We start from the raw sequence: 24272 nt of genomic DNA on the forward strand, positions 1-24272 counted from the left end.
AATAAAAAGGTAGCTTCCTAAAATGGGTAGCTACCTTTTATTTTGTGCACAAAGTCACATGATTCCTTTTAGCATTTATATGCATTCTTTGTACAACCATGTGCGGTTAATTACTTTAACTCCAAATATTCTCATTGTTGTTTTTTGCTTGTTGTTCGGCTTTTTCAAATACGTCTCTGTATTTACCATTAGGTGCATAATATTTTTCTTTAGCCAAACCTTTTTTTATTAATTCTTCATTAAACATTGTATGCTTATCTAACCATAAATAAGCTAATGTTCTTCCATATTGATCTTCTTGTTCTTTATCATATTCCAAAAAAACATCTTTGTTTGTCAATTGTGCTTTAGAATAATCAGAAGCTTCTTTACCGTATGGTTGAACTGGAGTATCAGGTTTAACTGTTTCTGGTGTGTCCACTCCGATAAGTCTAACCTTCAGTTCTCTGTTATTGTCATCTTTGGCAACCAAAGTATCACCATCAACAACACGTTCAATGTGCACTTCCTCAGTTTCGTTAGGTCCAGACTTTGATTTTGATCCATTATTTTGAAAAGGCCCTGTTCCATTTATAAATTGAAACGCAAGTACACCTAACACAATCACACTAACAACCAATATTGTCATTTTTTTAGTCGATTTCACAGTTGCACCTACTTCTTTTGAATTGTCCAAATTATCATATAGAAAATCAATTAAGTCGTCAAGTTAGCGTAGTCCACAATATTTTATACTTTAATTCAAATGACAAAATTCTGTTATAATATTCAACGTAATTATAATGACGAATAATAATATTTTATTTTATATCACTGATAAACTCGTGCTATAATACATTAGATAGGAGTGAACAAATTGAGTATATTTAAAGAGAATATGATTACAATCATCGCAGTGATTATTGCAGTGATTGTAGGACTCATATTACAAAATCAATTTCAATTACCGTTAATGGTATCAGCAGTCGTAGCGATTTGTTTAGGTGTCCTTATTGGTTTCATTGTTTTTGTTATCCAAGCAGTCGTAACGAAATATAAAAAGAAATAACCTTTACTGCCGCATATCAAATGCAGGCAGTTTTTTTATGTATCATTTTAATACGTATTAACAATAGAACGATAAGAAATAAAATTTTTCACTTTAGTTTACATAACTATATTATAGTAGTTTTAACATCTTTCTTAAATTATCGTCGTTACTTTATAGATCCTTTTCACAAAATAAAAAAAGTCGAGTAAAAAGTTAAAACTTCATACTCGACTTTTTTATTTTAAGTATTTTTTATGAATGTCAGTATAGCATTAAACTCTTCTTCATTCGATGAGTATGTGCGTTCCTCAACTTCTCGCACTGTAGCATTTAGTAACTGATAACCTGCCACTTCATCATCTTCTAAAAATGCATTAATACTACTCTCTAATTCTTTTAATGATGCCGCTCTCAATGTACTTAGTTTAATCTTGTTCATCTTCCCATCCCCTTATCAAGATAAATAATGTTTATTAGTTACATATTACTACTTATACATCATACATACAATTAATAATACAATAGCTTCAAATATTAATGTGCATTATAATGCTCTTTGTTGACTGTGATAATCCTTTTATCTTAAAATTAAGTTTCAGTTTATAATGATTGAGGTGATTATTTTCTTCAAATCAAAAGAAGCGCGTGCATTTATTATATACTTTGGAATATGTCTTACTTTATTTACATTATATTTATTACCTTTCGTGCACGCGATATTCGGTTAATATAGGTGTATCATTACAATTATATTATCTCAACAAACAGCCCCAAATAACTCAAATCGAGTTATTTGGGGCTGTTCTTTATTAATAATGTTTTAACGTAAGATGTTATTAAAATAGCTAAGATTTGCATGAGTAATATAATTAATAGGTGTCGCTTCTTTAGACAACATATCCTGTGATTTAATTAATTTTTGTATTTGCAAATCATTTTTATGCTTGTTTTTCATCTGACTTTTAGTAATAAAGTGGGCTAAAAATGGTATAACTATGATAGTGATTATCCAGTTTGGAATTTAAAACCACCAATTAATACCTTCCATGAAAACTTCATCTATATCTTCGTCTCATTTTCATTATAAAATTTATACAATATTCTTTTTGAAAACCATTTCAATAGTAATTTTACTCTCTTTTTTGTATACTAAATTAAAGGAGGAATTAAATGAAAAATTTAATTAAAAAATACCCTATTTTATTCTTTTTCATTTTAACAGTTTTTTTAGTTATTTTACTTAAACTAACTATGAATTTTTTGCATTTTTCAGAATTTGTCAATACTATTATCGCGGAATCTTTTCTAATAATAATATTACTTGTAATATTGAAATACCTTAATTCACTAGATCTTTTTAAGTTTACAATAAATTCATTTTTCAAAGGAATTCTCTATGGTTGGTACGCTATAATTATATGTTTTATATTAATTGCTACTACTCTTAACGAGATTATTGAATTTAATCCAAGTGTTTATACATTATTGTTGATTATTGTAGCTAATCTATTAATTGGCTCATTTGAAGAAATATTATGCAGAGGGATTATCTTTAAAAATTTATTAAAAAAATACACCCCTTTAAAATCTGCTCTTATCTCGTCTCTAATATTTGCATTAGCCCATATAGGTAATTTTTTTACTAATGATAACAATCTAGAAGTAATTTCTCAGATAATCTACGCCTTCTTTTTAGGAGTGTTGTTCTCTGCTATATTCTATGTCACTAAAAATATTTGGTCAGTGATTTTACTACATGCTTTAATTGATTTTTCTGGAAGTTTATCACCAAATAAAAGTGCTCCAAACTTAGATATAATAAATATGATTATAAATGCATTTATGAGTTGTCTAATTGTTTTACCAGCACTATTTATAGGTTTAATGATATTCAAGAAAATTAAAGTTTCAAGAGTGTACTAATTTGTACACTCTTTTTTCTCAACACCTCTATAATTTTATCTAGTATATCTTATGCGTACAAGTTTTATTCTTTCACTATTTTTCTTTTCTATCTTTAATATCGTTAAAGAAGATTTGTACACACGATGTTAAGTCTGTATCATATTGTTTTGAAATGTAATCCAAGAAAGACTAGGTCATAAAACAATGAGTATAACTGAATAAGTGTATAGTCATGTAACAGAAAAAATGAAGCATAAATCAAAAGAAAACTTCGAAAAATTCATTCAAAATAAAGAACTCTTTTGAAACCTGCACCCAAAGCACTTCCTAACATTAAATCGGCGCAAAAAAACAACCCAAGATCATTCATTCAGAATGACCCGAGTTGTTGATATTACTCATATTATCCCTCTTGCTTAGCACCTAGTATTCTTTAAGGTATTGTTCTCTTTCCCATTCAGAAACTTGTGTTCTATAATAATCCCACTCAATTGATTTAGAGTTAATAAATTGATTATAAATATGATTGCCTAAAGCTTCTTTAATTGGTGCGTTATTTTTCATTGCTTTAACAGCAGTGTATAAAGTTGAAGGTAAATCTTCTATACCAACAGCTTCACGTTCTTCGCGATTCATTTCATAAATGTTTTGGTTAACTGGTTCTGGAACTTCTAGTTTATTTTTAATACCATCTAAACCTGCTTCTAAAAGTGCTGCTAATGCTAAATATGGATTGGCAGCTGGATCTACTGAACGTACTTCAACACGTGTAGATAATCCACGAGAAGTTGGTACACGGATTAATGGTGAACGGTTTTTACCACTCCAAGCGATATAACATGGTGCTTCGTAACCTGGAACTAAACGTTTGTATGAGTTTACTAAAGGATTACATACAGCTGTGAAACCACGTGCGTTTTTCAAAGTACCTGCTATGAAATGATAAGCATCTTTCGTCATTTGCATATCGCCATCTGGATCATAGAATGCGTTCTCTTTGCCCTTGAATAATGACATGTTAAAGTGCATCCCACTACCATTAACACCGAATAAAGGTTTCGGCATGAACGTCGCATGTAGATTATGTTGACGTGCAATTGTTTTTACAACAAGTTTAAATGTTTGAATGTTATCACAAGCTGTAATTGCATCTGCATATTTAAAGTCGATTTCATGTTGACCTGGTGCGACTTCATGGTGACTCGCTTCAATATCAAAGCCCATGTCTTCAAGTTCTAATACAATATCACGACGACAATTTTCACCTAAATCTGTTGGCGCAAGGTCAAAGTATCCACCATTATCATTTAATTCTAATGTTGGTTCACCTTTTTCATCTAATTTAAATAAGAAGAATTCTGGCTCAGGCCCTAAATTCAAATCTGAGAATCCTAATTCTCTCATATTTTCTAAGACACGTTTTAAGTTTGAACGTGGGTCACCTTCAAATGGTGTATGATCTGTTTTATAAACATCACAGATAAGTCGAGCAACTTTTCCTTGTCCTGCTGTCCATGGGAAGATAACCCATGTATCTAAATCTGGGTATAAATACATATCTGACTCTTCAATTCGAACGAAACCTTCAATTGAAGAACCATCAAACATCATTTCATTATCTAATACTTTTTCTAGTTGGCTAACTGGTACTTCTACGTTTTTAATTATGCCTAAAATATCAGTAAATTGTAAGCGTAAATATCTTACGTTTTCTTCTTTAGCAAACTTATGAATGTCTTCTTTAGTAAATGTACGTTTTGGCATTGTAAATGTCCCCCGTTAATATTATTTGATAAAACGTGATAAGTCACCACGATTTATCGGTATTGCTTCTCGTTGTGGTTTCTGGGTAGCTTCAACTATCATTTGTTTTCTTGTTTCTTGTTCATCATCAGAAAGATGACTTTGCTCTTCATTAAGAATTTGCTTAATACCCTTGATATTAAATCCTTTTTCAATCAGTTTTTTAATTTCTAAAAGTCGTTCCAAATCATTTAATGAAAAGAGCCTCTTATTGCCTTCTGAACGTTGTGGTTTAATCAGTTCATGTGTTTCATAGTAGCGAATTTGTCTTGCGGTTAATTCACTCAATTTAGTTACAACACTGATAGAGAATACAGGCATATTGCGTCTTAATGTATCGTTTGACTTCAATTCCCTCACCTCTATTTTTGAACTTGTTCTAAATTTAGCACAATTTTTCAATAATTTCAAAAATATGTAAGGTTTCCTCACATATACTTTGAACCCTTGGTATCACTAACGTGCGTCTTATCAACACTTGTAAATCATATTAATTTTTAGAAAATTCCTTTAATTTGTTCAAAAAAATCCATATATTTTATCTAAATTCACATCATTAGCAAGTATATTACTTCAAAATGTGTATTTGATACAATACATGGATTTCAACTTCCTTTTATATCAGTTGCTGTGATTTAAGATTTGCTGCAGCTCTTGTTACTGCCAATTTCACATGCTCGTAAGTTAAGCCACCTTGTACATAGGCTTCATGTGGTGGTCGAATTGGACCATCAGCTGATAATTCAATAGACGAACCTTGGATAAACGTACCAGCAGCCATAATAACATCGTCTTCATAGCCTGGCATAGAAGCAGGTTCTGGCTTAAAGTGCGCGTTAATCGGTGAAGCTTGTTGAATACTTTGGCAAAATTGAATCATTTGCTCTTTCGTATCAAATTCAACTGTTTGTATAAGATCCGTTCTTGGAACATCATATCTTGGTTTTGTACGCATGTTCATTTTTTCTAATAGTAGACTCGTAAACAATGCGCCTTTTAAACTTTGGCTAACAACATGAGGTGCTAAGAAAAAGCCTTGGTACATTTCTTGTAATGAGTTAAGAGAGGCACCCGCTTCTTTACCTATACCAGGTGCAGTTAAACGGTATCCACATCTAGCAACCAAGGATTCTTTGCCGGCAATATAACCACCAATTTTAGCTAAGCCACCACCTGGATTTTTAATTAATGATCCAGCAATTAAATCTGCACCACATTCTATCGGTTCACGCGTTTCAACGAATTCACCATAACAATTATCTACAAAAATAATCACGTCTGGATACTGTGATTTTATTGTTTGAATTGCGCGCTCAATCACTTCTAAATTAAGAGAAGGTCGTTGATCATATCCTTTAGAACGTTGAATTGCAATAACTTTGGTTTGTGGTTTGATTTGATTCATTACTTCTTCTATATCTATATCATCATCTTTTAAATCAACTTTATTATAACTCACGCCGTATTCTTTCAAACTTTCAATACCATTTCCATTTATGCCAATAACCTCTAATAAAGTATCATAAGGATTTCCTGTTATATATAACAGCTCATCACCATATTTTAATGTGCTTTGTAAAGCAATCGTTATCGCATGGGTACCTGAAATAATTTGCGGTCTGACAATAGCATCTTCTGCTTTAAAAACATGAGCATAAATTTCTTCTAAATGGTCTCTACCAAAATCATCATAGCCATAACCAGTAGTGCCTTGCAAGTCATTTTCAGTTGCTCTAACCGCATGAAATGCATCTAATACTTTTTCCTGATTAACATATGCTGTTGCCTCAATGTTTCTGAAATATGGTGCTAACGTTTCTTCTGTATTAGCAATCAGCTGTTTCATATCTTCCATTAATCATTACTTCCTTCTATTCTTTTTTATATCCTTTAATTTCATAAGTCGCATCATCTTCATTAAATATTAATTCTGAGACAAGTGTATGCTGTTTGAGAAAATATAATCTATCCGCATTCGCACTTGGTATGCTTTCTTCATAATATGTGAGTGATTTTTGTACTTGATCAAATAGCAATTGTTTTACTTTGTCTATATCTGCTTCATCTCGACTAGAAACAAATACCGATGGCTTATTCGTTGTCGGTGTCGCGCCTTCATGTAAATCTTTTTTATTAAATATAATCGCTTGCGGAATTTGTGCCATATCTAAATCTGCAACAATTCCATTCACAGTATCATATTGCGCTCTATACTCAGGATGACTACTATCAACGACATGTAATAATAGATCCGCATTTTTTGCTTCTTCAAGCGTTGATTTAAAAGCTGCAATTAATGTCGTTGGCAGCTTTTGAATAAATCCAACTGTATCTGAAATAATTAAGTTAAACCCATCGTTTATCTGGATTTGTCGTGTTTTAGGATCAAGTGTTGCGAATAATAAATTCTTTTCATATGTTGTTTCATTGGCAAGCATGTTAAACCAAGATGATTTACCTGCGTTCGTATAACCTATGAGTGCAACTTGGAAAACATGGTTCTGTTCACGTTTATTACGATAACGTTCACGATGTTCAACTACTGTTTCTAATTGATGTTTAATTTCATTCATTCTCGTTCTAATATGACGGCGGTCCGTTTCTAGCTTCGTTTCACCAGGGCCTCTTGTCCCAATACCGCCACCTAAACGTGACAAACTACGTCCATGTCCTTGCAATCTTGGCATTAAATAATCAAGTTGCGCTAATTCAACTTGTAATTTACCATCTTTACTGCTTGCTCTTAATGCAAAAATCTCTAATATTAATTGCGTTCTGTCGATAATTTTCACATTTAAATTTCCATTTAGAGCTTTTGATTGTGCTGTTGTTAATTCATCATTAGCAACAACGACATCGATATCATGATATTCAATATACGCTCGAATATCTTCTAATTTCCCTTTACCAACATAATATTTTCTATCAAAATGCGTTCTGTTTTGAGTAAACTGTTCTTGAACGTTTAGTTGACACGTTTCTGACAATGATGCTAATTCTTCCATTGTCGACTCAAAATCAAATTCCTCATCATTTTGAGCATGTACTCCAACTAAAATAGCTGTTTCTAATTCTTTTTTTGTATTATAAGTTTGTTGTTGGGTCATAACATGCACCTCTTTTCTTAGCTATTCTATCATAGTGTATATATAAAGACTACAGCGCCAATTTATGTTAGATTATTTATAAGAGGTGAATTAAAATGACTATATATGACATAGAAGTTCAGAAACCAAATGGAGAATCCTACAAATTAGATACGTACCAAGGACAACCCATGTTAATTGTTAACACGGCTAGTGAATGTGGTTTTACACCACAGTTCGAAGGACTTCAAAGTTTATATGATAAATATAAAGATCAAGATTTTATAGTATTAGGTTTCCCTTGTAATCAATTTGGAGGTCAAGAGCCTGGCACTGGTGAAGAAGCTACACAAAACTGTAAAATTAACTATGGCGTTACTTTCCCAATGCATGAAAAAGTTGATGTCAAAGGTGAAAATCAACACCCACTATTTGAATTTTTAACTAAAGAACAAAATGGTGTCTTCAATGAAAAAATCAAATGGAACTTCACTAAATTCCTAGTAGATAAAGATGGTAAAGTTGTAAAACGCTTTTCTCCACAGAAAAAACCTAATCAAATCGAATCAGAAATTGAAGCATTATTATAATTTGAAGATTCTATGATTTTCTGAAACAATATTAATCATTACAATATCTATAAATAAATATAAGCTACACTAGATATCAATTAATCTAGTGTAGCTTTTTTAGTTTTTAATTTTTAATTATATATTTTCTGATTATGATGTTTGAGGTGCATCATCAATTGTAAAAGTACTGATAGCATGTTTATAAATAAAATGCTGTTTACCTTGAGATAATAAGCATACTACATACTTATCATAATCCTCAATAACACCTTTCATTTGAAAACCATTCATTAAAAACACAATCACTTTTGTTTGATCAGTCTTAAATTGTCCTAGGAATTTATCTTGGATGTTTTCTGTTGTCTTCATGTTCTATACTCCTTTTCTTTATTTGGACTGAAACTTCATCTAACATCGATGAAAGTGACATTTTCTCTTTATCTAACCATACTACGTCTAGCTTATTTTTGAACCAAGTCATCTGTCGCTTTGCATAGTTTCGAGAATGTTGCTTTAATTTATCTATTGCGTCATTTTTATTTGTACCGCACTTCACTACAGGCAACATTTCTTTATAGCCTATAGCTTGCATACTTTGACATGATTCATATCCCGCATCTACGAGTTGTTTCACTTCATCAAGTAAACCACGTTCCAACATTATATCTACGCGTTTATTTATTCTTTGATATAATATGTCACGCGACATTTCTATCCCTAATAATAATGTATCATAATTTTCTGTATATTGTTGAACTTTCTTTCGAGAACTTAAAAGTTTTTTTGTTTTTAAATAATATTGTATTGCCCTGCGCACTCTTTTTCTATTATTAGGATGAATATCTTCTGCTGACTCACTATCAAATGATGATAAATACTGATGTAACGCTTCATTTGATAGCTGATCTAATTCTGCTAATGTTTTATCTACTACTTCACTTTCTTCTTCTGTGATTGTTTCATCTTCAAACGCATAATCGTGAATCAGAGACTGGATATATAAGCCCGTGCCTCCAGCAATTATAGGCACACATCCTCTATCAGTAATCTCAGTTATTAATTGCTGGGCTCTATTTTTAAAATCAAATGCAGAAAATGTTTCATCTGGTTCTAATATATCTATCATATGATGTGGCACGCCTGACATTTCATCTGGTGTAATCTTTGCTGTACCTATATCCATATGCTTGTATACTTGCATTGAATCGCCACTGATAATTTCACCATTAAATTTTTTCGCTAATTCAATGCTAAATTCTGTCTTTCCAACAGCAGTCGGTCCTACAAGTACGATTAAAAAAGGTTTATCGTTATGCACGTGTATATCAACTCTCTTTAGTTATTTACTATTATTATTTATCTTTTTTAAAATTTGCTTTTCAATCCATTCATACATGTTATTCCATGTAATATCAGAATCCGTATCGAATAAAACTTCATGGCGTTTATTTTTGTATAAATGGACGGTTACATGTTTCACACCACAGCGTTTATATAATTTTCCTAGTTTTCTAATACCTTTACCTTTGCCACCTAACGGATCGTCTTTACCCGATATGAGTAGTACAGGAAGCTCTGTATTCATTTTTTCAATATTTTTTACACGACTTGTGGCTAATGCGTGTTTTATTATTTGGTATATAAGTTGATTGGAAACTAAAAAACCAGTATTCGGATCTTTTATAAATTTAGCCACTTCTCGAGCATCGCTAGATAACCAATCGCTTGAAGTTTTTTGATTTTTGATATCTTTATTGAATGATTTATACATTAATCGGTTAATCCACTTCAATCGACGTCGTTTCCCTAATATTAAAGTAATGATTTTCATTAATGCAGCAATGGGTAGACCTAAATACTTTGGATATTGTGCTGTGCCACTAAGAATTAAACCTTGCGCTGCATCAGGATATTTTTGAGCAAATACACGCGCTATAATAGAACCCATAGAATGACCAATCATAATGTATGGGATGTTCGTATAGTGTGTACACATTGTTTGAGCAATTTCATATGTATCATCCGCTACTTGCGATATATCATCTATATGTCCGCGTTCTTTTTCATTTATTTCTTTACCATGACCTCTATGGTTATGGCGTAATACATCATATCCTTGTTGATTAAACGATTCAACAAGTTCATCATATCTTCCCATATGTTCTGCCATACCATGAAGCAAATGTACAACACCAATTGTTTCATGTTTGGCTTTATCTAATTTCACTTCTAACATTGTGCCATCTTCAACAGTAATCTTAAATTCCTTTTGACTCATGTGATAGCCCCCAAATCATGCATCATTTCAATCTTCTTATACTATACAATATACCCTCAAAATTCAATGTTATCAAATAGAATGCAAAACGTTAACCACTAGACAACGATATATTAAAAAACATTGATTTTATAAATACTTAAGAAAATCTTCTCACCAATAAAAATGCAATAATCCTTCGAAACCCTAATATGATTCTATTTTAAAAATGTTATACTCAATATCAAGTATTGAATCAATAATAGGTATTGAGTTAATCATGCTCATCATAAAATGTAAAACAAACAACAATTCGTCGAGGAGGACATCTAATGGATATAACGATTTTTATTTTTATTTTATTAGCTATATTCTTAGGTGCTTTAGTCCGAACATACTTTGGCTTTGGAGAAGCTTTAATCAGCATGCCTTTATTAGCTTTAATAGGTTTAGATATAAAAACAGCTATATCTTTAGTGGGTATCGCTGGTCTAACTGTGGCTTTATTCAATATTTTTTCTGAAATGAAGCATATTAAATATAAGACTTTGGCAGTCATGATGTCCGGTAGTTTAATCGGCATACCTATAGGCATATGGATACTCCATCATTTTGATACTGAAAAAATACAATTACTGTTAGCTATTTTTCTAATCTTTTATGGTATTTATGCATTTATCAAGACCGTTTTTCTTACCCATCACGCTAAAATTAAACTTAAATCTTCTCTATGGGAAGGTTTGGCAGGACTTGTTTCCGGCGTGCTAGGCAGTGTTTATAACTCTCATGGTGTACCAATCGTTATTTTCGGAACGCTAAGTCAATGGCATATTAAAGACTTTAAAAGTACAATTCAGGCTCATTTTCTATTAACAGCTATCTTTGTTGTCATAGGTCAATTGTTGGGTGGTATATGGACGAGTCAAACTATTCAATTATACTTAGCTACTTTACCTGTATTGATTGTTGCAGTTTTATTAGGTAAGTATTTATCGAAAAAGACACACCATAATCATTTTGAAAAATGGATTTATATTTTTATAGTTATCTTAGGTATATTAATGCTTTCAACATAGTAATTAGATTTTATATTACTTGATTCAGAAAACAAAGACTTAAATATAATTTAGCAAAGGTTGGTTTATTATGTTTGAAAATTATGCTTCTAAAAAGTTAATAAATAAAATGCACGAAATGGTAAATGACTTTTCTCCAATTAATTTTGAAGTTGAAAAATGGAATCATGAATATGAGGCTTTTAATTTTAACTTATCTCATCATACTTTTAAAAGTCGGTTAGCTAAGAAGACACCTAAAAAAACTGGTTATTTTGTTGCAATGTGGCATAAAAATGAAATAGCTCAAAATACTCCTTTTAATTGCGAGGGTTCTAAAGATTACTTGGTTATTAATATTATTGATGGTGATCGTAAAGGACAATTTATTTTTCCGAAAGATATTTTGTTAGCAAATGGCGTCTTAACTTCAACCCAATACAAAGGCAAAATGGCAATGCGTGTTTATCCCAATTGGGAATCAAATTTAAACAAGACTGCATTAAAAACACAAAAGTGGCAAAGCCCTTACTTTTTAGATTTATCTGTCCCCTTCAACGAAAAAGATATCTATACATATTATGATATAAAGTAACACAAAGATATATTGAGGTAGACAAACAAAAACTGGCGACAAAGTCCTAAGACCTTGTCGCCAGTTTTACTATTTATACATATTTATTCTTTAACTGCTGGTTGGTTATTACCTGTTTGTGCTTCTTTAATCGCAGTTTCTAATTCTTTTGTATATAATTCTTTTTGAATATTTGTATAGCCTAATAATTCAGCCATTACATCAATTACTTGTTCTTTATAATTTAATACATCATCAATTTTGAAATATAATTTACCTGTACGACGGATAAAGAAATCTGTTGGACGGTGAACCATTTCATTTTGAATTGAATAAATTAACTCTGTGTAGATATCTAATGGTAAACCAGTTTCTTGATATTGCGCAGTTTGTGCAATTTTGAATAGCTCTTCAGCGTTTGAACCATATTTAGATACAAAGTGACGTGCAGTCGCTTCGTCTATTTGATAAGCTTTTGCATCTTCAACTTTTTGTTCAATATATTTATCAAAGTTTTTACTGCCGCCTACATCGCCGCCAGAGATTGGTAAGTGTTTTGTTGCCGCTTTAGCGAAAGTAAGTTTATATTCTGATTTTAAGCGTTTTGCTAATAAATCAACAATTTCTACTGCCATATGACGGTAACCAGTTAATTTACCACCTGCAATTGTTAATAAACCAGATTTACCTTCCCAAACTTCGTCTTTACGAGAAATTTCTGAAGGATCTTTACCTTCTTCTAAAATAAGTGGTCTCACACCAGCCCATGATGATTCAATATCTTCATCAGATACGTTAACATCAGGGAACATATAGTTAATTGCTTCAATTAAATAATCTCTATCTTCTTGGTTAACTAATGGTGATGTCTTAACATTGTCATAAAAAGTATCTGTAGTACCAACATATGCTTTGCCTTCACGTGGAATAGCAAAAATCATACGGCCATCGTTTTCTGTATCAAAGTATACAGCTTGACCTAGTGGGAATTTAGATTGATCAATTACAACATGAACACCTTTTGTTAAACGTAATTCTTTATTGTTACGTGCATAATCGCCACTACGTACTTCATCTACCCATGGTCCACTTGCATTGATAACTTTTTTAGCTTTAATTGGGTAAGTTTCATTGCTAATTTGGTCTTCTACTTGAATACCATTAACTGTTTCATTTGAATCATATGTGAAATGAACAGATTTTGTATGGTTAATGATAGTAGCGCCTTTTTCTTCAGCACGTTTCATTACTTCAATAGTTAATCGTGCGTCATCTGTACGGTATTCAACATATGAGCCACCAGCTTTAAGTCCAGCTTTCTTAACAAGTGGTTCTTTTGCAAGTGTTTCTTTTGCATTTAACATTGTTTTACGTTCAGCTTTTTTAACACCTGCTAATCTATCATAAACGCCTAAACCAATCGATGTAGTGAATTTACCCATAGATCCGCCTTTATGCAATGGTAATAACATGCGTTCTGGTGTTGTTACATGTGGACCATTTTCATAAACAATCGCACGTTCGCGACCAGTTTCTGCTACAACGCCTACTTGTAACTGTTTTAAATAACGTAATCCACCATGTACTAATTTAGTAGAACGTGAACTTGTACCTTGTGCAAAGTCTTGCATTTCTACTAAAGCGACTTTCATACCTCTGTTACTGGCATCTAAAGCAATCCCAGCTCCGGTAATTCCGCCACCGATAATCACAACGTCATAAGCGTCATTTTTCAATTCTTTCTTAATCTGTTCTCTTTTTAAAGTTGATAAACTCATAAAATCCAGCGCCTCCTAAAGTATTAAAAAAAGAGAGACCCATCCCATACATATATAATTGTACGAATTGAATCTCTCATTTCTCATCTCGATATTATTAACTTACCCGTATTGTAGCACAGATAACACTTTTAAGTCTAATTTTTTTACTCATCATCTAATTTAAAGACTTGAGTAGCTTCTACAGCTTTCTTCCAACCTTTATAATGTTTTTCTCTTTCTTTTTCTTCCATGTCTGGATTGAATTGTTTTTCTAATTTCCAACGGTTAGCAATTTCATCTTTACTATCCCAGAATCCAACTGCAAGTCCAGCTAAGTATGCTGCACCTAATGCTGTTGTTTCGCTAATTTCTGGACGTTCAACACCAATGTTTAAAATGTCGGATTGGAATTGCATAATGAAATTATTCTTAACTGCGCCGCCATCGACACGTAAATTATTTACTTTAATACCAGAATCTTTTTCCATCGCTTCTAATACGTCACGTGTTTGGTAACATAATGATTCTAAAGTAGCACGAATGAAATGTTCTTTTTCAGTACCACGTGTAAGTCCGAAAATAGCACCACGTGCTTCTGCATCCCAGTATGGTGTACCAAGACCAACAAATGCTGGCACAACGTATACACCTTCAGTTGATTCGACACGTTCTGCATAATTTTCTGATTGTGGCGCTGAATTAATCATTCTGAGTCCATCTCTTAACCATTGAATTGCAGAACCTGAAACGAAGATAGAACCTTCAAGTGCATAATTGACTTTACCATCAATACCATACGCGATTGTTGTTAATAAACCACTCTTAGAAGTTACAGCTTCTTCTCCTGTATTCATTAACATGAATCCACCAGTACCATAAGTGTTTTTCGCATCACCACGGTCGAAACATGCTTGGCCGAATAGTGCTGCTTGTTGGTCACCAGCGATACCAGAAATTGGCACTTCTTTACCGAAGAAATGATAATCCACAGTATTAGCATAAACTTCACTAGAAGATTTTACTTCAGGTAGCATTGAATTCGGAATTTCTAAAATGTCTAATAATTCTTGATCCCATTCTAAATCATGAATGTTGTAGATTAATGTACGACTTGCATTTGTATAATCTGTGATATGTGCTTGCCCACCTGATAATTTCCATACTAACCATGAATCAATTGTTCCGAATAGTAAGTCACCATTGTCAGCTTTTTCTCTTGTACCTTCAACATTATCAAGTATCCATTTTACTTTTGTACCTGCAAAGTAAGGATCTAATAAAAGGCCTGTTTTTTCACGGAATTTGCTTTCTAAACCTTGGTCTTTTAAGTCTTGACAAATACTTTGTGTTTGACGCGATTGCCATACAATTGCGTGATAGACTGGACGTGACGTATGTTTATCCCAAACTACTGCTGTTTCACGTTGATTTGTAATACCGATACTCGCGATTTGATCTGCGCCAACATTTTCTTCATTAAGCACTTCAGCAATAACTGCCAATACAGACGTCCAAATTTCGTTTGCATCATGTTCTACCCAACCAGATTTAGGAAAATATTGTTTGAATTCACGTTGTGCTACGCCTTGGATTTTCCCATCTTGGTCAAAAAGAATCGCTCTTGAACTTGTTGTACCTTGGTCAATTGACAAAATATATTTTTTCATATTGATAATCTCCCTTTTATTATATTTGTTGAATAAATAATGTATGTGAAATGTATGTTTCCCAACAATCTATCTGTATACATTTCTTTTTAATAATTCAACAAACATATTCATATTATTTATTTTTTTATAATATAAGACCTGTTTATATTTTAACGTATAAACAGGACAGTTAAAACTTATTTAATAAATTGTTTCGATACCTTTTGCACTTTTTGCTTTGTTTAAAGCGATTCCAAGCGCAATTGTTACAATTAATAACACGATTGATACAACAGACATCATATCAAACGCACCTTTATAGAACAATCTATAAATGACCGCACCCATCATACCACCTGTAATAGGTCCTAAAACCGGAACAATTGCATAACTCCAATTTGATTTGCCTTTACCAGCTATTGGTAAAATGGCATGTGCGATACGAGGTCCTAAATCACGAGCAGGATTAATGGCATAACCAGTTGGACCACCTAAACTTAAACCAATCGCAACAATTAAACTACCAACAATTAATGGATTTAAGCCATCAGCTATTTTATTCATTCCAATGAATAATAAACCCATTGTTAAAGCAGCAGTACCAATAATTTCACTTAAAAAGTTGGCAAAGTAATTTTTTATTGCTGGTGCTGTAGAAAACACAGCTAATTTTGTATCTTTATCTTCAGTTGCTTTCCATTGTGCTAAATACATTAACCAAACTAAAATACCACCGATGATACCACCAAGTATTTGACAAATGATGTATCCAGGAACCATACCCCAGCTTAATGCACCGTCCATTGCGAACGCTAAAGTAACAGCCGGATTTAAATGCGCACCAGATATTTCACCAGTAGCGTAAACGCCCATAGTTACGGCAAGCCCCCAACCTGTAGCAATTACAATCCAATCAGCACCGTTACCATTGCTTCGTTTTAAATTAACGTTGGCAACAACGCCACCCCCAAATAATACTAATATTGCTGTTCCCAATAATTCAGCAAAATATACACTCATAGAGACTCCTCCTAAAAAAAGACAAAGAGACTCCTACAATTATGTCCAGTGTTGAACCACTGGTTTAATGACTGTAGAAATCTCCCATCTCTGTTCTAATTATTAACTTGTGTTTATCTTACACCTCTATTGAAAGCGTTGTCAATCTTTTTTGTAAAAAAATTGCCACAATTTAAAAATCAATAACAGCGCTTTCTTTAATTTCGAATTGCTGAGTATAACAATTGATTTTTGCTGATAAGCCATAAGGCATGCTGTGCTTGGGTTCATTGTGTCCAAATGACAAATTATATAAAATTGGAATGCTTGGTTTATTACTTCTTTTAATAATTTTTAATATTTCATTTTTATACGCTTCATAATATATTTGATTAAATGGTTTACCAAAAACAATGCCTTCTACTTTATCTAACACCCCTATTTGTAATAATTGATTAAACATTTCCGAAAATTCTAAAGGAGATGGTGTATCTTCTGAAGTTTCTAAAAAAAGTATCGCATGATTGAAATGCTCTAATTCCGGAAATATGGGAGTATCTATCAAACTCACAAATGTTTCTAAATTACCTCCAATTAAATGGCCACTCACAATACCTGCCCCATTTATAACTTCATAACTTTGGTTGTCTCTTTTAGTCCTAGCAATATTTTTATTTTCTACTTTCCATTCTAATCCTGTTGGTCTTGTATAAGGCGTAGGCAATCGTTCGCCAATTGCTGAACTATTGAACCAACATTTTTCAATATCTTTAATTGTATAGCTATCCATTTCTATATTCTCCGCAAAATCTGTCAATAAGGCTTGTCCATAAAAACTAACGATACCCATTTTATAAAACATCATGTGCACAGTCGTTGAATCGGAATAACCCGAAAAAATCTTGGGGTTATCATAAATTGCTTGAAAATCTACATAGGGTAATATGCTAATGGCATCTTCACCACCAATACAACTTATAATCGCTTTTACCTCACTATCTTTTAATGCTTCATTTAAATCTGAAGCACGCAGTTCAGGGTGTTCACGAACATATTTAATACCTTTGAGTGCATTGGGCATAATTTTTACATGCAAACCAAATACGGATTCCAGTCGTTCGATTCCTTGTTTTGTTCGCCATAAAATAGAATCTTCTCCGGCTAAACCAGAAGATAAAGATACAATTGCAACAGTGTCACCTCTTAATAATTTCCTCGGTTTTATCATTAAATGTTCCCCCTAGGTTTTTAATTTACATAAATTGATACTTAATCATTAAAAAATGGTATAAAAAAGAATTAGCTATAAGCTTTAGAAATGATTATACATTAATAAAATGATTTAATCCGTTTCTAAAATAGCTAATTCTATTAAGACAATTACATTATGATCAACATCATTCAATCTTTATGCTTTAATAGAACGATTGTTAATTTAACTGCTTTAGCTTTATTACCATAAATCCCGATCACTTGTAGTGATATATTTCGCACCATTTTTTACCGCAACATCAACTTCCTCAACGTCATTAATCAACCCACCAGCAATCACAGACGTATTCGTCTCTTCATTAATGATTTTTATGGCCTTTGTTGCTATACCTGGCAACACTTCAACAAAGTCAGGCTCAACACGTTTTATAAGCTCAATGCTTCTAGTTAGTGCATGACTATCTAGAATAAATACACGGAAAACCGTAGTCGTATTCAACGCTTTGGCTTTGTTTATAACTTTCGTTTTTGTCGATACGATGCCTTTGGGATGATAGTTTTGAATGATAAATTCACAAGCAAATTCATCGTGACTCATACCTCTAATTAAATCAATATGCATATACACTTCTATATTATTCTTCTTCATCAATTCCATAATACTTTTAATATGACCTATATGCGTATCTAATAACACACATTCTTTATAATCTGTCTGTATCAGTTTTTCTAAATCTTTCATTGAGCGAATAGCCGGTAAAATATATGGCTTCATCCACTAACCTCCTATATAATGCGCTTAAATAAGCGTTCTAATTCATAATTTGAAAAATTAATGATTATCGGTCTGCCATGTGGACATGTAAATGGATCTTCTGTTTCTCTCAATTGATTCACTAAATCTGCCATTTCATTATTTTTTAAATAGTGATTTGCTTTAATTGATTTCTTACAACTCATCATTATAGCAGCTTCTTCACGTATTTTTTTAACATTCACTTTTTTATGTTCTAAGACATACTCAATCATATCTTTAATAATTTCTTCCGCTTCAGCAGCAGGAAACCACACTGGATAACTATCAACAATATAATCATTACCACCAAACGGTTCTAAATGCACGCCCACTTTATCTAATTCTTCAACGTGTTGATTGATAATCATCAACTCGTCTTTGGAGAAGTGAAAAGTTAAAGGAATTAATAAATTTTGTATTTCATTAGATACATCACCTATTTTTTCTCTGAAATATTCGTATTTAATCCGTTCTTGCGCAGCATGTTGATCAATCATAAACATACCGTTCTCATTTTGCGCAATAATATATGTGCCATGTACTTGACCTACGACTTCCATATAAGGTATACGCTGTGAAGGATTGCTACTGATACTTCCTTTAATATCTGGTGCTTCAGCTACATCTTCAGAAGGTGCTAATGTATTAGTAATATCTTGTTCTTCCATATCTGTCAAGACATCTCTTTGCGTCTTAGCATAATCATAAGTCGATTCTTGTACTGAATAGGAATCCTCTGAGGAGGTATTCGGACTTGAGAGTGTATGATCTAAGGCTTGATTAGATTGATTTGTTTCATTCGGCTGTTTATCCTCAAGGTCAAAGTTCAAATTGGTTGAATGTGTAGTATCTCTTTGCTGTTTGCGTTTCTCAAAATCAATTTTCTGTTGTTCAAATTTATCCAGCACTTTATTTTTCTGCGTCAATTTATTCATATCATTTTGTGGTATTAAAATACGATCTTTAAAAGCTTCTCGTATTTTTTCTACAATCAATTCAAACAACTGATCTTCTTTAGATAAACGTACCTCTAATTTAGTTGGGTGCACATTGACATCGACCAGTATCGGATCCATTTCAATATTAATATAACAAATCGGGAATCTGCCAATCATTAGCAGCGTATGATAACCTTCTAAAATTGCTTTGTTTATCAAAAAGTTTTTGATATATCTACCATTAATAAAAATAGATATATAATGTTTATTACTTCGGGAATGTTCTGGTTTAGCAACATATCCCTCTAAGCGATAGTCGCTCGTTTCACCAGAGATATGTACTAAATCTTTAGCCACTTTCATTCCATATATTTCTGCCATTACTTCATTTGTACGTCCTGAACCATTTGTTTTTAAAATCGTTCTGCCATCTGAAATAAGTGAAATACGAATGCCTGGATGACTCATTGCCATTCGATTTACGATATCAGTAATTTTACCTAATTCAGTATATAAACTTTTAATATATTTTAAGCGCGCTGGTGTATTATAAAATAATGATTCAACTAATATATCAGTACCTTGTTTCGCTTTTGCAGGTTTTTGATTAAGAATTTCACCATTTTCCACATAAATCTCTTGGCCTTCTTCATTATCTGTACATGTTTTCAGTGTCACTTTGGAAACAGAAGAGATACTCGCTAATGCTTCTCCACGGAATCCAAGTGTGCGAATATGAAACAAGTCATCATCTGCATCTAATTTACTTGTTGCATGACGATGAAAGACGAGACCTAAATCTTCTATATGAATACCAGTACCATTGTCAACCACACGAATGGATGCTACGCCAGATTGTTCAACTTCGATATTGATTTCAGTCGCTTGGGCGTCAATGGCATTTTCTAATAACTCTTTGACTACTGAGCCTGGACGTTCAACAACTTCCCCAGCAGCAATCTTATTCGCTAATGATGTTTGCAACTCTTTAATTTTACCCATTTGACTTCACCTCTATTTCAATTGTTTTTGTAATTCACTTAATTTAATTAATGCTTCTATCGGCGTCATGTTAGATAAATTCAACGTCTTAATTTCATTTTCTATTTCAGATTGCTCGACCGGCGCATCAAATAGTTCAAATGCTGTTTGTTCAAATTGATTTCTATTATCATCCTGTTTTGCATATTCAGATTGCTCCGGATATGTTGCAACTGCTTCTTCTACATTTGAGTATTGCACTTCTTGAATACTTGAGTCTACTTCAAGTTTGTTAACTACGACTTGGTTTTCTTGTTTATCAGTCTGTTCAAACGCATCTAATATAACTTGCGCACGTGAAATTACTTCATCAGGTAAATGTGCTAATTTAGCTACTTGAATACCATAACTATCATCTACTGCGCCATCTTTAACCTTATGCAAGAAGATAAGTTCACCTTTATATTCGTTTGCTGCTACATGCACATTTTTCAAACAAGATAAAGATTGATCTAAAGTTGTTAACTCGTGATAATGCGTAGAAAATAGTGTCTTAGCATGAGACGTATTCGCAACGTATTCTATCATCGATTGTGCAAGTGCTAATCCATCATACGTCGATGTACCTCTTCCAATTTCATCAAAAATAATCAAACTATTTTCTGTCGCATGTGCGAGTGCTTTCTGTGCTTCTAACATTTCAACCATAAATGTACTTTTACCTGATACAAGATCATCTGCGGCGCCTATTCTTGTGAATATTTGGTCAAATACCGGTAGTGTTGCAGATTCACAAGGGACGTATGCTCCCATTTGGGCCATAATACTAATTATGGCTACTTGACGCATATAAGTGGATTTACCCGACATATTAGGTCCAGTTATTAAATAGACAAATGTATCTTGATCTAATTCACAATCATTTGGCACATAATCATTATGGTCCATCACGCGTTCGACAACCGGATGACGCGAATTTGTTAATTGTAGTGTTTTATCTTCACTAAAATTCGGACGTGCATAGTTATATTTTTGCGCAATTTCTGCAAAACTTTGTAAACAATCAAGTTCTGATATAACTTTAGCTTGTTTTTGTAAACGTTCTGTATAGGTTTTAATTTTTTCTCTTAGCTGAACAAACAATTGATATTCTAATTCGATTGCTTTATCTTCAGCGCCAAGAATGATGTCTTCTTTTTCTTTCAATTCATCTGTGATAAAACGTTCTGCGTTAGATAATGTTTGCTTGCGATGATAACCAAATGCTGTGGGATCGAAGTCTTGTAAGTTCGCTCTAGTAATTTCAATAAAGTAACCAAACACTTTATTAAAACTAATCTTTAATGATTTAATGCCAGTACGTTGGCGTTCTTTAGCCTGTAATTCAGCTAGCCATGACTTCCCATTTTTAGATGCCTCTAAATACTCGTCTAACTCACTATTAAAACCAGTTTTAAAAAGGCCACCCTCTTTTACAGAAATTGGTGGTTCTTCTTTTAAACTTTCTTCTAGTAAGCCAAGTAATTCATCTAAGGGCTCTAGCGCTTTAAATTGTGCAGTCATCTGTTCATCAAAATCATTAAGTAGATTTTTAATATTTGGGATTTCTGAAATAGAATGTTTCAACTGAATTAAATCGCGTGCATTGACGTTGCCATAACTTACACGGCCTACTAAGCGTTCAATATCATAAACTTGATTCAAATGATTTCTTAATGTATCTCTTTCGATGAAATGATTAATAAACTGTTCTACTGTATCTAAGCGAGATTCTATATGTGCTTTATGGATAAGTGGTCTATCAATCCACTGTTTTAATCGTCTGGCACCCATTGGCGTCTTAGTCTCATCCATTAACCAGAGCAATGTTCCTTTTTTAGTTTTTAAACGAATACTTTCTGTTAATTCTAAATTTCGTTTAGCGTAAAAATCCATTTTCATAAAGTCTACCGCTTCATATTTAACAACTGCTTCAATATGGGATAAATCTCTTTTTTGTGTGTGATATATATAATCTAACAACAATTGTGTCGCATTAAACAAGTTGTCTTCCGTCATAGTATTCACACTATACTGTGCATCTGAAATTTCCGATAATACCGTTATTGTTTCAGTTGTTAAACTGATTTGACGTTTTAAATCATCATCAATATTCTCATTTACGACGATTTCATTAGGATTAATAGTTGTAATTTCATTCATTAGTGTCGCTTCATCTTCGAAATGTGTAACTTTCAATTCTCCAGTTGAAACATCACAATAACTTAATGCGTAAGCGACATTATCTTTCACAAAACTTAATATATAGTTGTTTTGTTTTTCATCAACGCCACCTTTATCCATTACCGTTCCAGGTGTAACGATTCTAACAACTTCACGACGAACCATACCTTTAGTCTGTCTTGGATCTTCCATTTGCTCACATATAGCTACTTTATATCCATTGCTAATCAATGTTTCAATGTAGCCATCTGCTGCATGATAAGGTACACCACACATCGGTATCGGGTTCGTTTTTTTGGCATCCCTTTTCGTCAAAGTAATTTCTAATACTCTTGACGCCTCTTTCGCATCATCGAAAAACATTTCATAAAAATCGCCCAATCTAAAAAATAACAGACAATCTTGATATTGTGATTTTATTTTTAAATACTGTTGCATCATAGGAGTTTGGTTAGTCATTTTGATATTTCACAATCCTTCTATTAGTTTCTTACTTTTCAAAAATTAAATTCAATTATTATTGTATCTTTGAATATGTATGTGTAGTCATGTAGCACACATTTAAAATATGCACTGAGCGTGTTTTCATATTCATTTTTGTACCGAAAGCCTCTTTAATGTTATCCATTTTCGTTTAATTTTCTTTAACTTCATTAGTTAATTTAACTCTTAAATTTTAACATAACTTTAGATATTACGCCTATTTATTCAATCGTAGCGTTAAAGCTTAATTATTATCAAAATATTTATCAATAAAGTAACCATAGATTTAAATTCAAAAAACGAGACTAAGTCTCTATAAATAATCAAGAATAATAGCACGACATAACTTGTTTCGTTATCCATCTAAAACTTCATGATTAGTTATTTGAGTCTTAATCTCGTATCGTAAATCTGACATAGCTTATAAGAAGCGTTTTAATATGCCTTTTCTTTTCAATATCATTAATAATATATAACTGATGATAGCACCAATAATACTAGAAACGATAAATGCTAACATTAATGGTTTAATAGCAAAATCTGAAAAGCCAAGTATCCAAGCTAATGGAATACAAATTATACTACCAATAATACCTGTTCCTATCACTTCACCCACCGCAGCCATGAAGATATGCTTACGGTAATGATAAAAACCACTTGCGAGTAGTACACCTACCATACTTCCAGGAAAGGCGAAGAAGCTACCAGTACCAAAAATCATGCGTAATACTGAAGAAATAAATGCTTGAGCTAGTCCAAACCACGGACCAACAAACACAGCACATAGTACATTAATCAAATGTTGAATAGGTGCTGCTTTAATAGGGCCTAACGGAATGACAATGATACTACTCAACACTACATTAATAGCGATGAATATTGCGGTTAAAGTTAACCTTTTCGTCTTAATTGTCTTCATTCGGTTCATTCCTTTCCTGAAAGTACATTA

At 32.6% G+C, this 24272-nt stretch carries 22 protein-coding genes; 5 read left to right on the forward strand and 17 right to left on the reverse strand.

Going from position 1 to position 24272, the window contains the following annotated elements; all coding sequences use genetic code 11:
* Positions 1-115: 115 nt before the first annotated feature.
* Positions 116-646 (reverse strand): thermonuclease NucI, encoded by a 531-nt coding sequence (nucI, locus tag AST02_RS04375; protein ID WP_069815924.1) that lies wholly within the window; start codon positions 644-646, stop codon positions 116-118.
* A gap of 210 nt (positions 647-856) precedes the next feature.
* On the opposite strand from nucI, the gene AST02_RS04380 reads away from it, so the two are divergent.
* Positions 857-1048 (forward strand): hypothetical protein, encoded by a 192-nt coding sequence (locus AST02_RS04380; RefSeq protein ID WP_069815926.1) that lies wholly within the window; start codon positions 857-859, stop codon positions 1046-1048.
* A gap of 223 nt (positions 1049-1271) precedes the next feature.
* Here AST02_RS04380 and AST02_RS04385 read toward each other — a convergent pair whose 3' ends face one another.
* Positions 1272-1469 (reverse strand): hypothetical protein, encoded by a 198-nt coding sequence (locus AST02_RS04385; protein WP_069815928.1) that lies wholly within the window; start codon positions 1467-1469, stop codon positions 1272-1274.
* A gap of 731 nt (positions 1470-2200) precedes the next feature.
* On the opposite strand from AST02_RS04385, the gene AST02_RS04390 reads away from it, so the two are divergent.
* The gene (locus tag AST02_RS04390; protein ID WP_069815930.1) at positions 2201-2953 is read left to right on the forward strand and encodes a CPBP family intramembrane glutamic endopeptidase; all 753 of its coding nucleotides are present in this window, start codon (positions 2201-2203) and stop codon (positions 2951-2953) included.
* A gap of 405 nt (positions 2954-3358) precedes the next feature.
* Here the strand turns inward: AST02_RS04390 and glnA are convergent, their stop codons facing one another.
* The 4 genes from glnA to hflX all read right to left on the reverse strand — a co-directional run bounded on the left by glnA (position 3359) and on the right by hflX (position 7845).
* The gene (gene glnA / locus AST02_RS04395) at positions 3359-4699 is read right to left on the reverse strand and encodes a type I glutamate--ammonia ligase (RefSeq protein WP_069815932.1); all 1341 of its coding nucleotides are present in this window, start codon (positions 4697-4699) and stop codon (positions 3359-3361) included.
* A gap of 21 nt (positions 4700-4720) precedes the next feature.
* Positions 4721-5089, reverse strand: coding sequence for a MerR family transcriptional regulator (locus tag AST02_RS04400; protein ID WP_002507792.1), 369 nt, complete (start codon positions 5087-5089; stop codon positions 4721-4723).
* A gap of 265 nt (positions 5090-5354) precedes the next feature.
* Entirely contained in the window at positions 5355-6593 is a 1239-nt protein-coding gene (locus AST02_RS04405; protein WP_069815934.1) for a methionine gamma-lyase family protein, read from the reverse strand.
* 16 nt (positions 6594-6609) lie between these two features.
* Positions 6610-7845 carry a GTPase HflX gene (hflX, locus tag AST02_RS04410; RefSeq protein WP_069815936.1) on the reverse strand — a complete coding sequence of 412 codons (1236 nt, stop codon included), beginning with the start codon at positions 7843-7845 and terminating at the stop codon, positions 6610-6612.
* 95 nt (positions 7846-7940) lie between these two features.
* On the opposite strand from hflX, the gene AST02_RS04415 reads away from it, so the two are divergent.
* Positions 7941-8414 carry a glutathione peroxidase gene (locus tag AST02_RS04415; RefSeq protein WP_065337888.1) on the forward strand — a complete coding sequence of 158 codons (474 nt, stop codon included), beginning with the start codon at positions 7941-7943 and terminating at the stop codon, positions 8412-8414.
* A 132-nt stretch (positions 8415-8546) separates the two neighbouring features.
* On the opposite strand, the gene hfq is transcribed toward AST02_RS04415, so the two are convergent.
* The 3 genes from hfq to AST02_RS04430 are packed head-to-tail and all read right to left on the reverse strand — an operon-like array spanning position 8547 to position 10674.
* Positions 8547-8765, reverse strand: a complete 219-nt coding sequence (gene hfq / locus AST02_RS04420; protein WP_002507796.1) for an RNA chaperone Hfq — start codon at positions 8763-8765, stop codon at positions 8547-8549.
* A complete protein-coding gene (miaA, locus tag AST02_RS04425; RefSeq protein WP_069815938.1) occupies positions 8737-9714 on the reverse strand; it encodes a tRNA (adenosine(37)-N6)-dimethylallyltransferase MiaA in 978 nt (325 codons plus the stop codon). The genes hfq and miaA overlap by 29 nt, the downstream gene beginning before the upstream one ends.
* Before the next feature lie 21 nt (positions 9715-9735).
* Positions 9736-10674, reverse strand: coding sequence for an alpha/beta hydrolase (locus AST02_RS04430; RefSeq protein WP_069815940.1), 939 nt, complete (start codon positions 10672-10674; stop codon positions 9736-9738).
* A gap of 311 nt (positions 10675-10985) precedes the next feature.
* Here AST02_RS04430 and AST02_RS04435 point away from each other — a divergent pair, with 311 nt between their 5' ends.
* Positions 10986-11729: a sulfite exporter TauE/SafE family protein gene (locus tag AST02_RS04435; protein WP_069815941.1), complete on the forward strand. Its 744-nt coding sequence runs from the start codon at positions 10986-10988 to the stop codon at positions 11727-11729.
* 70 nt (positions 11730-11799) lie between these two features.
* A complete protein-coding gene (locus tag AST02_RS04440) occupies positions 11800-12303 on the forward strand; it encodes a MepB family protein (protein WP_069815943.1) in 504 nt (167 codons plus the stop codon).
* A gap of 83 nt (positions 12304-12386) precedes the next feature.
* Here the strand turns inward: AST02_RS04440 and AST02_RS04445 are convergent, their stop codons facing one another.
* From AST02_RS04445 to thiW, 8 genes are all read right to left on the reverse strand, one after another.
* Positions 12387-14060: a glycerol-3-phosphate dehydrogenase/oxidase gene (locus AST02_RS04445; RefSeq protein ID WP_069815945.1), complete on the reverse strand. Its 1674-nt coding sequence runs from the start codon at positions 14058-14060 to the stop codon at positions 12387-12389.
* 146 nt (positions 14061-14206) lie between these two features.
* Entirely contained in the window at positions 14207-15709 is a 1503-nt protein-coding gene (glpK, locus tag AST02_RS04450; RefSeq protein ID WP_069815947.1) for a glycerol kinase GlpK, read from the reverse strand.
* Positions 15710-15892: 183 nt separating this feature from the next.
* A complete protein-coding gene (locus AST02_RS04455; RefSeq protein ID WP_069815949.1) occupies positions 15893-16711 on the reverse strand; it encodes an MIP/aquaporin family protein in 819 nt (272 codons plus the stop codon).
* Positions 16712-16883: 172 nt separating this feature from the next.
* Positions 16884-17918 (reverse strand): S66 family peptidase, encoded by a 1035-nt coding sequence (locus AST02_RS04460; RefSeq protein WP_069815951.1) that lies wholly within the window; start codon positions 17916-17918, stop codon positions 16884-16886.
* Positions 17919-18143: 225 nt separating this feature from the next.
* Entirely contained in the window at positions 18144-18677 is a 534-nt protein-coding gene (locus AST02_RS04465; RefSeq protein ID WP_069815953.1) for a glycerol-3-phosphate responsive antiterminator, read from the reverse strand.
* Between the two features lie 11 nt (positions 18678-18688).
* Positions 18689-20638, reverse strand: coding sequence for a DNA mismatch repair endonuclease MutL (gene mutL / locus AST02_RS04470; RefSeq protein WP_069815954.1), 1950 nt, complete (start codon positions 20636-20638; stop codon positions 18689-18691).
* Positions 20639-20650: 12 nt separating this feature from the next.
* Positions 20651-23299: a DNA mismatch repair protein MutS gene (mutS, locus tag AST02_RS04475; RefSeq protein WP_069815957.1), complete on the reverse strand. Its 2649-nt coding sequence runs from the start codon at positions 23297-23299 to the stop codon at positions 20651-20653.
* 445 nt (positions 23300-23744) lie between these two features.
* Positions 23745-24242, reverse strand: a complete 498-nt coding sequence (thiW, locus tag AST02_RS04480) for an energy coupling factor transporter S component ThiW (RefSeq protein WP_069815959.1) — start codon at positions 24240-24242, stop codon at positions 23745-23747.
* Positions 24243-24272 lie beyond the last annotated feature (30 nt).

This window comes from Staphylococcus equorum, assembly GCF_001747895.1.
GTDB classification, from domain to species: Bacteria; Bacillota; Bacilli; order Staphylococcales; family Staphylococcaceae; genus Staphylococcus; species Staphylococcus equorum_A.

Coding starts and splice junctions, on each gene's coding strand:
- AST02_RS04445 (WP_069815945.1), bottom strand. CDS start 14,060: ATGAGTTTATCAACTTTAAAAAGAGAACAGATTAAGAAAGAATTGAAA.
- mutL (WP_069815954.1), bottom strand. CDS start 20,638: ATGGGTAAAATTAAAGAGTTGCAAACATCATTAGCGAATAAGATTGCT.
- AST02_RS04385 (WP_069815928.1), bottom strand. CDS start 1,469: ATGAACAAGATTAAACTAAGTACATTGAGAGCGGCATCATTAAAAGAA.
- thiW (WP_069815959.1), bottom strand. CDS start 24,242: ATGAAGACAATTAAGACGAAAAGGTTAACTTTAACCGCAATATTCATC.
- AST02_RS04455 (WP_069815949.1), bottom strand. CDS start 16,711: ATGAGTGTATATTTTGCTGAATTATTGGGAACAGCAATATTAGTATTA.
- AST02_RS04460 (WP_069815951.1), bottom strand. CDS start 17,918: ATGATAAAACCGAGGAAATTATTAAGAGGTGACACTGTTGCAATTGTA.
- AST02_RS04415 (WP_065337888.1), top strand. CDS start 7,941: ATGACTATATATGACATAGAAGTTCAGAAACCAAATGGAGAATCCTAC.
- hflX (WP_069815936.1), bottom strand. CDS start 7,845: ATGACCCAACAACAAACTTATAATACAAAAAAAGAATTAGAAACAGCT.
- hfq (WP_002507796.1), bottom strand. CDS start 8,765: ATGAAGACAACAGAAAACATCCAAGATAAATTCCTAGGACAATTTAAG.
- AST02_RS04435 (WP_069815941.1), top strand. CDS start 10,986: ATGGATATAACGATTTTTATTTTTATTTTATTAGCTATATTCTTAGGT.
- AST02_RS04405 (WP_069815934.1), bottom strand. CDS start 6,593: ATGGAAGATATGAAACAGCTGATTGCTAATACAGAAGAAACGTTAGCA.
- AST02_RS04430 (WP_069815940.1), bottom strand. CDS start 10,674: ATGAGTCAAAAGGAATTTAAGATTACTGTTGAAGATGGCACAATGTTA.
- glpK (WP_069815947.1), bottom strand. CDS start 15,709: ATGAAAAAATATATTTTGTCAATTGACCAAGGTACAACAAGTTCAAGA.
- glnA (WP_069815932.1), bottom strand. CDS start 4,699: ATGCCAAAACGTACATTTACTAAAGAAGACATTCATAAGTTTGCTAAA.
- mutS (WP_069815957.1), bottom strand. CDS start 23,299: ATGACTAACCAAACTCCTATGATGCAACAGTATTTAAAAATAAAATCA.
- AST02_RS04440 (WP_069815943.1), top strand. CDS start 11,800: ATGTTTGAAAATTATGCTTCTAAAAAGTTAATAAATAAAATGCACGAA.
- AST02_RS04390 (WP_069815930.1), top strand. CDS start 2,201: ATGAAAAATTTAATTAAAAAATACCCTATTTTATTCTTTTTCATTTTA.
- AST02_RS04465 (WP_069815953.1), bottom strand. CDS start 18,677: ATGAAGCCATATATTTTACCGGCTATTCGCTCAATGAAAGATTTAGAA.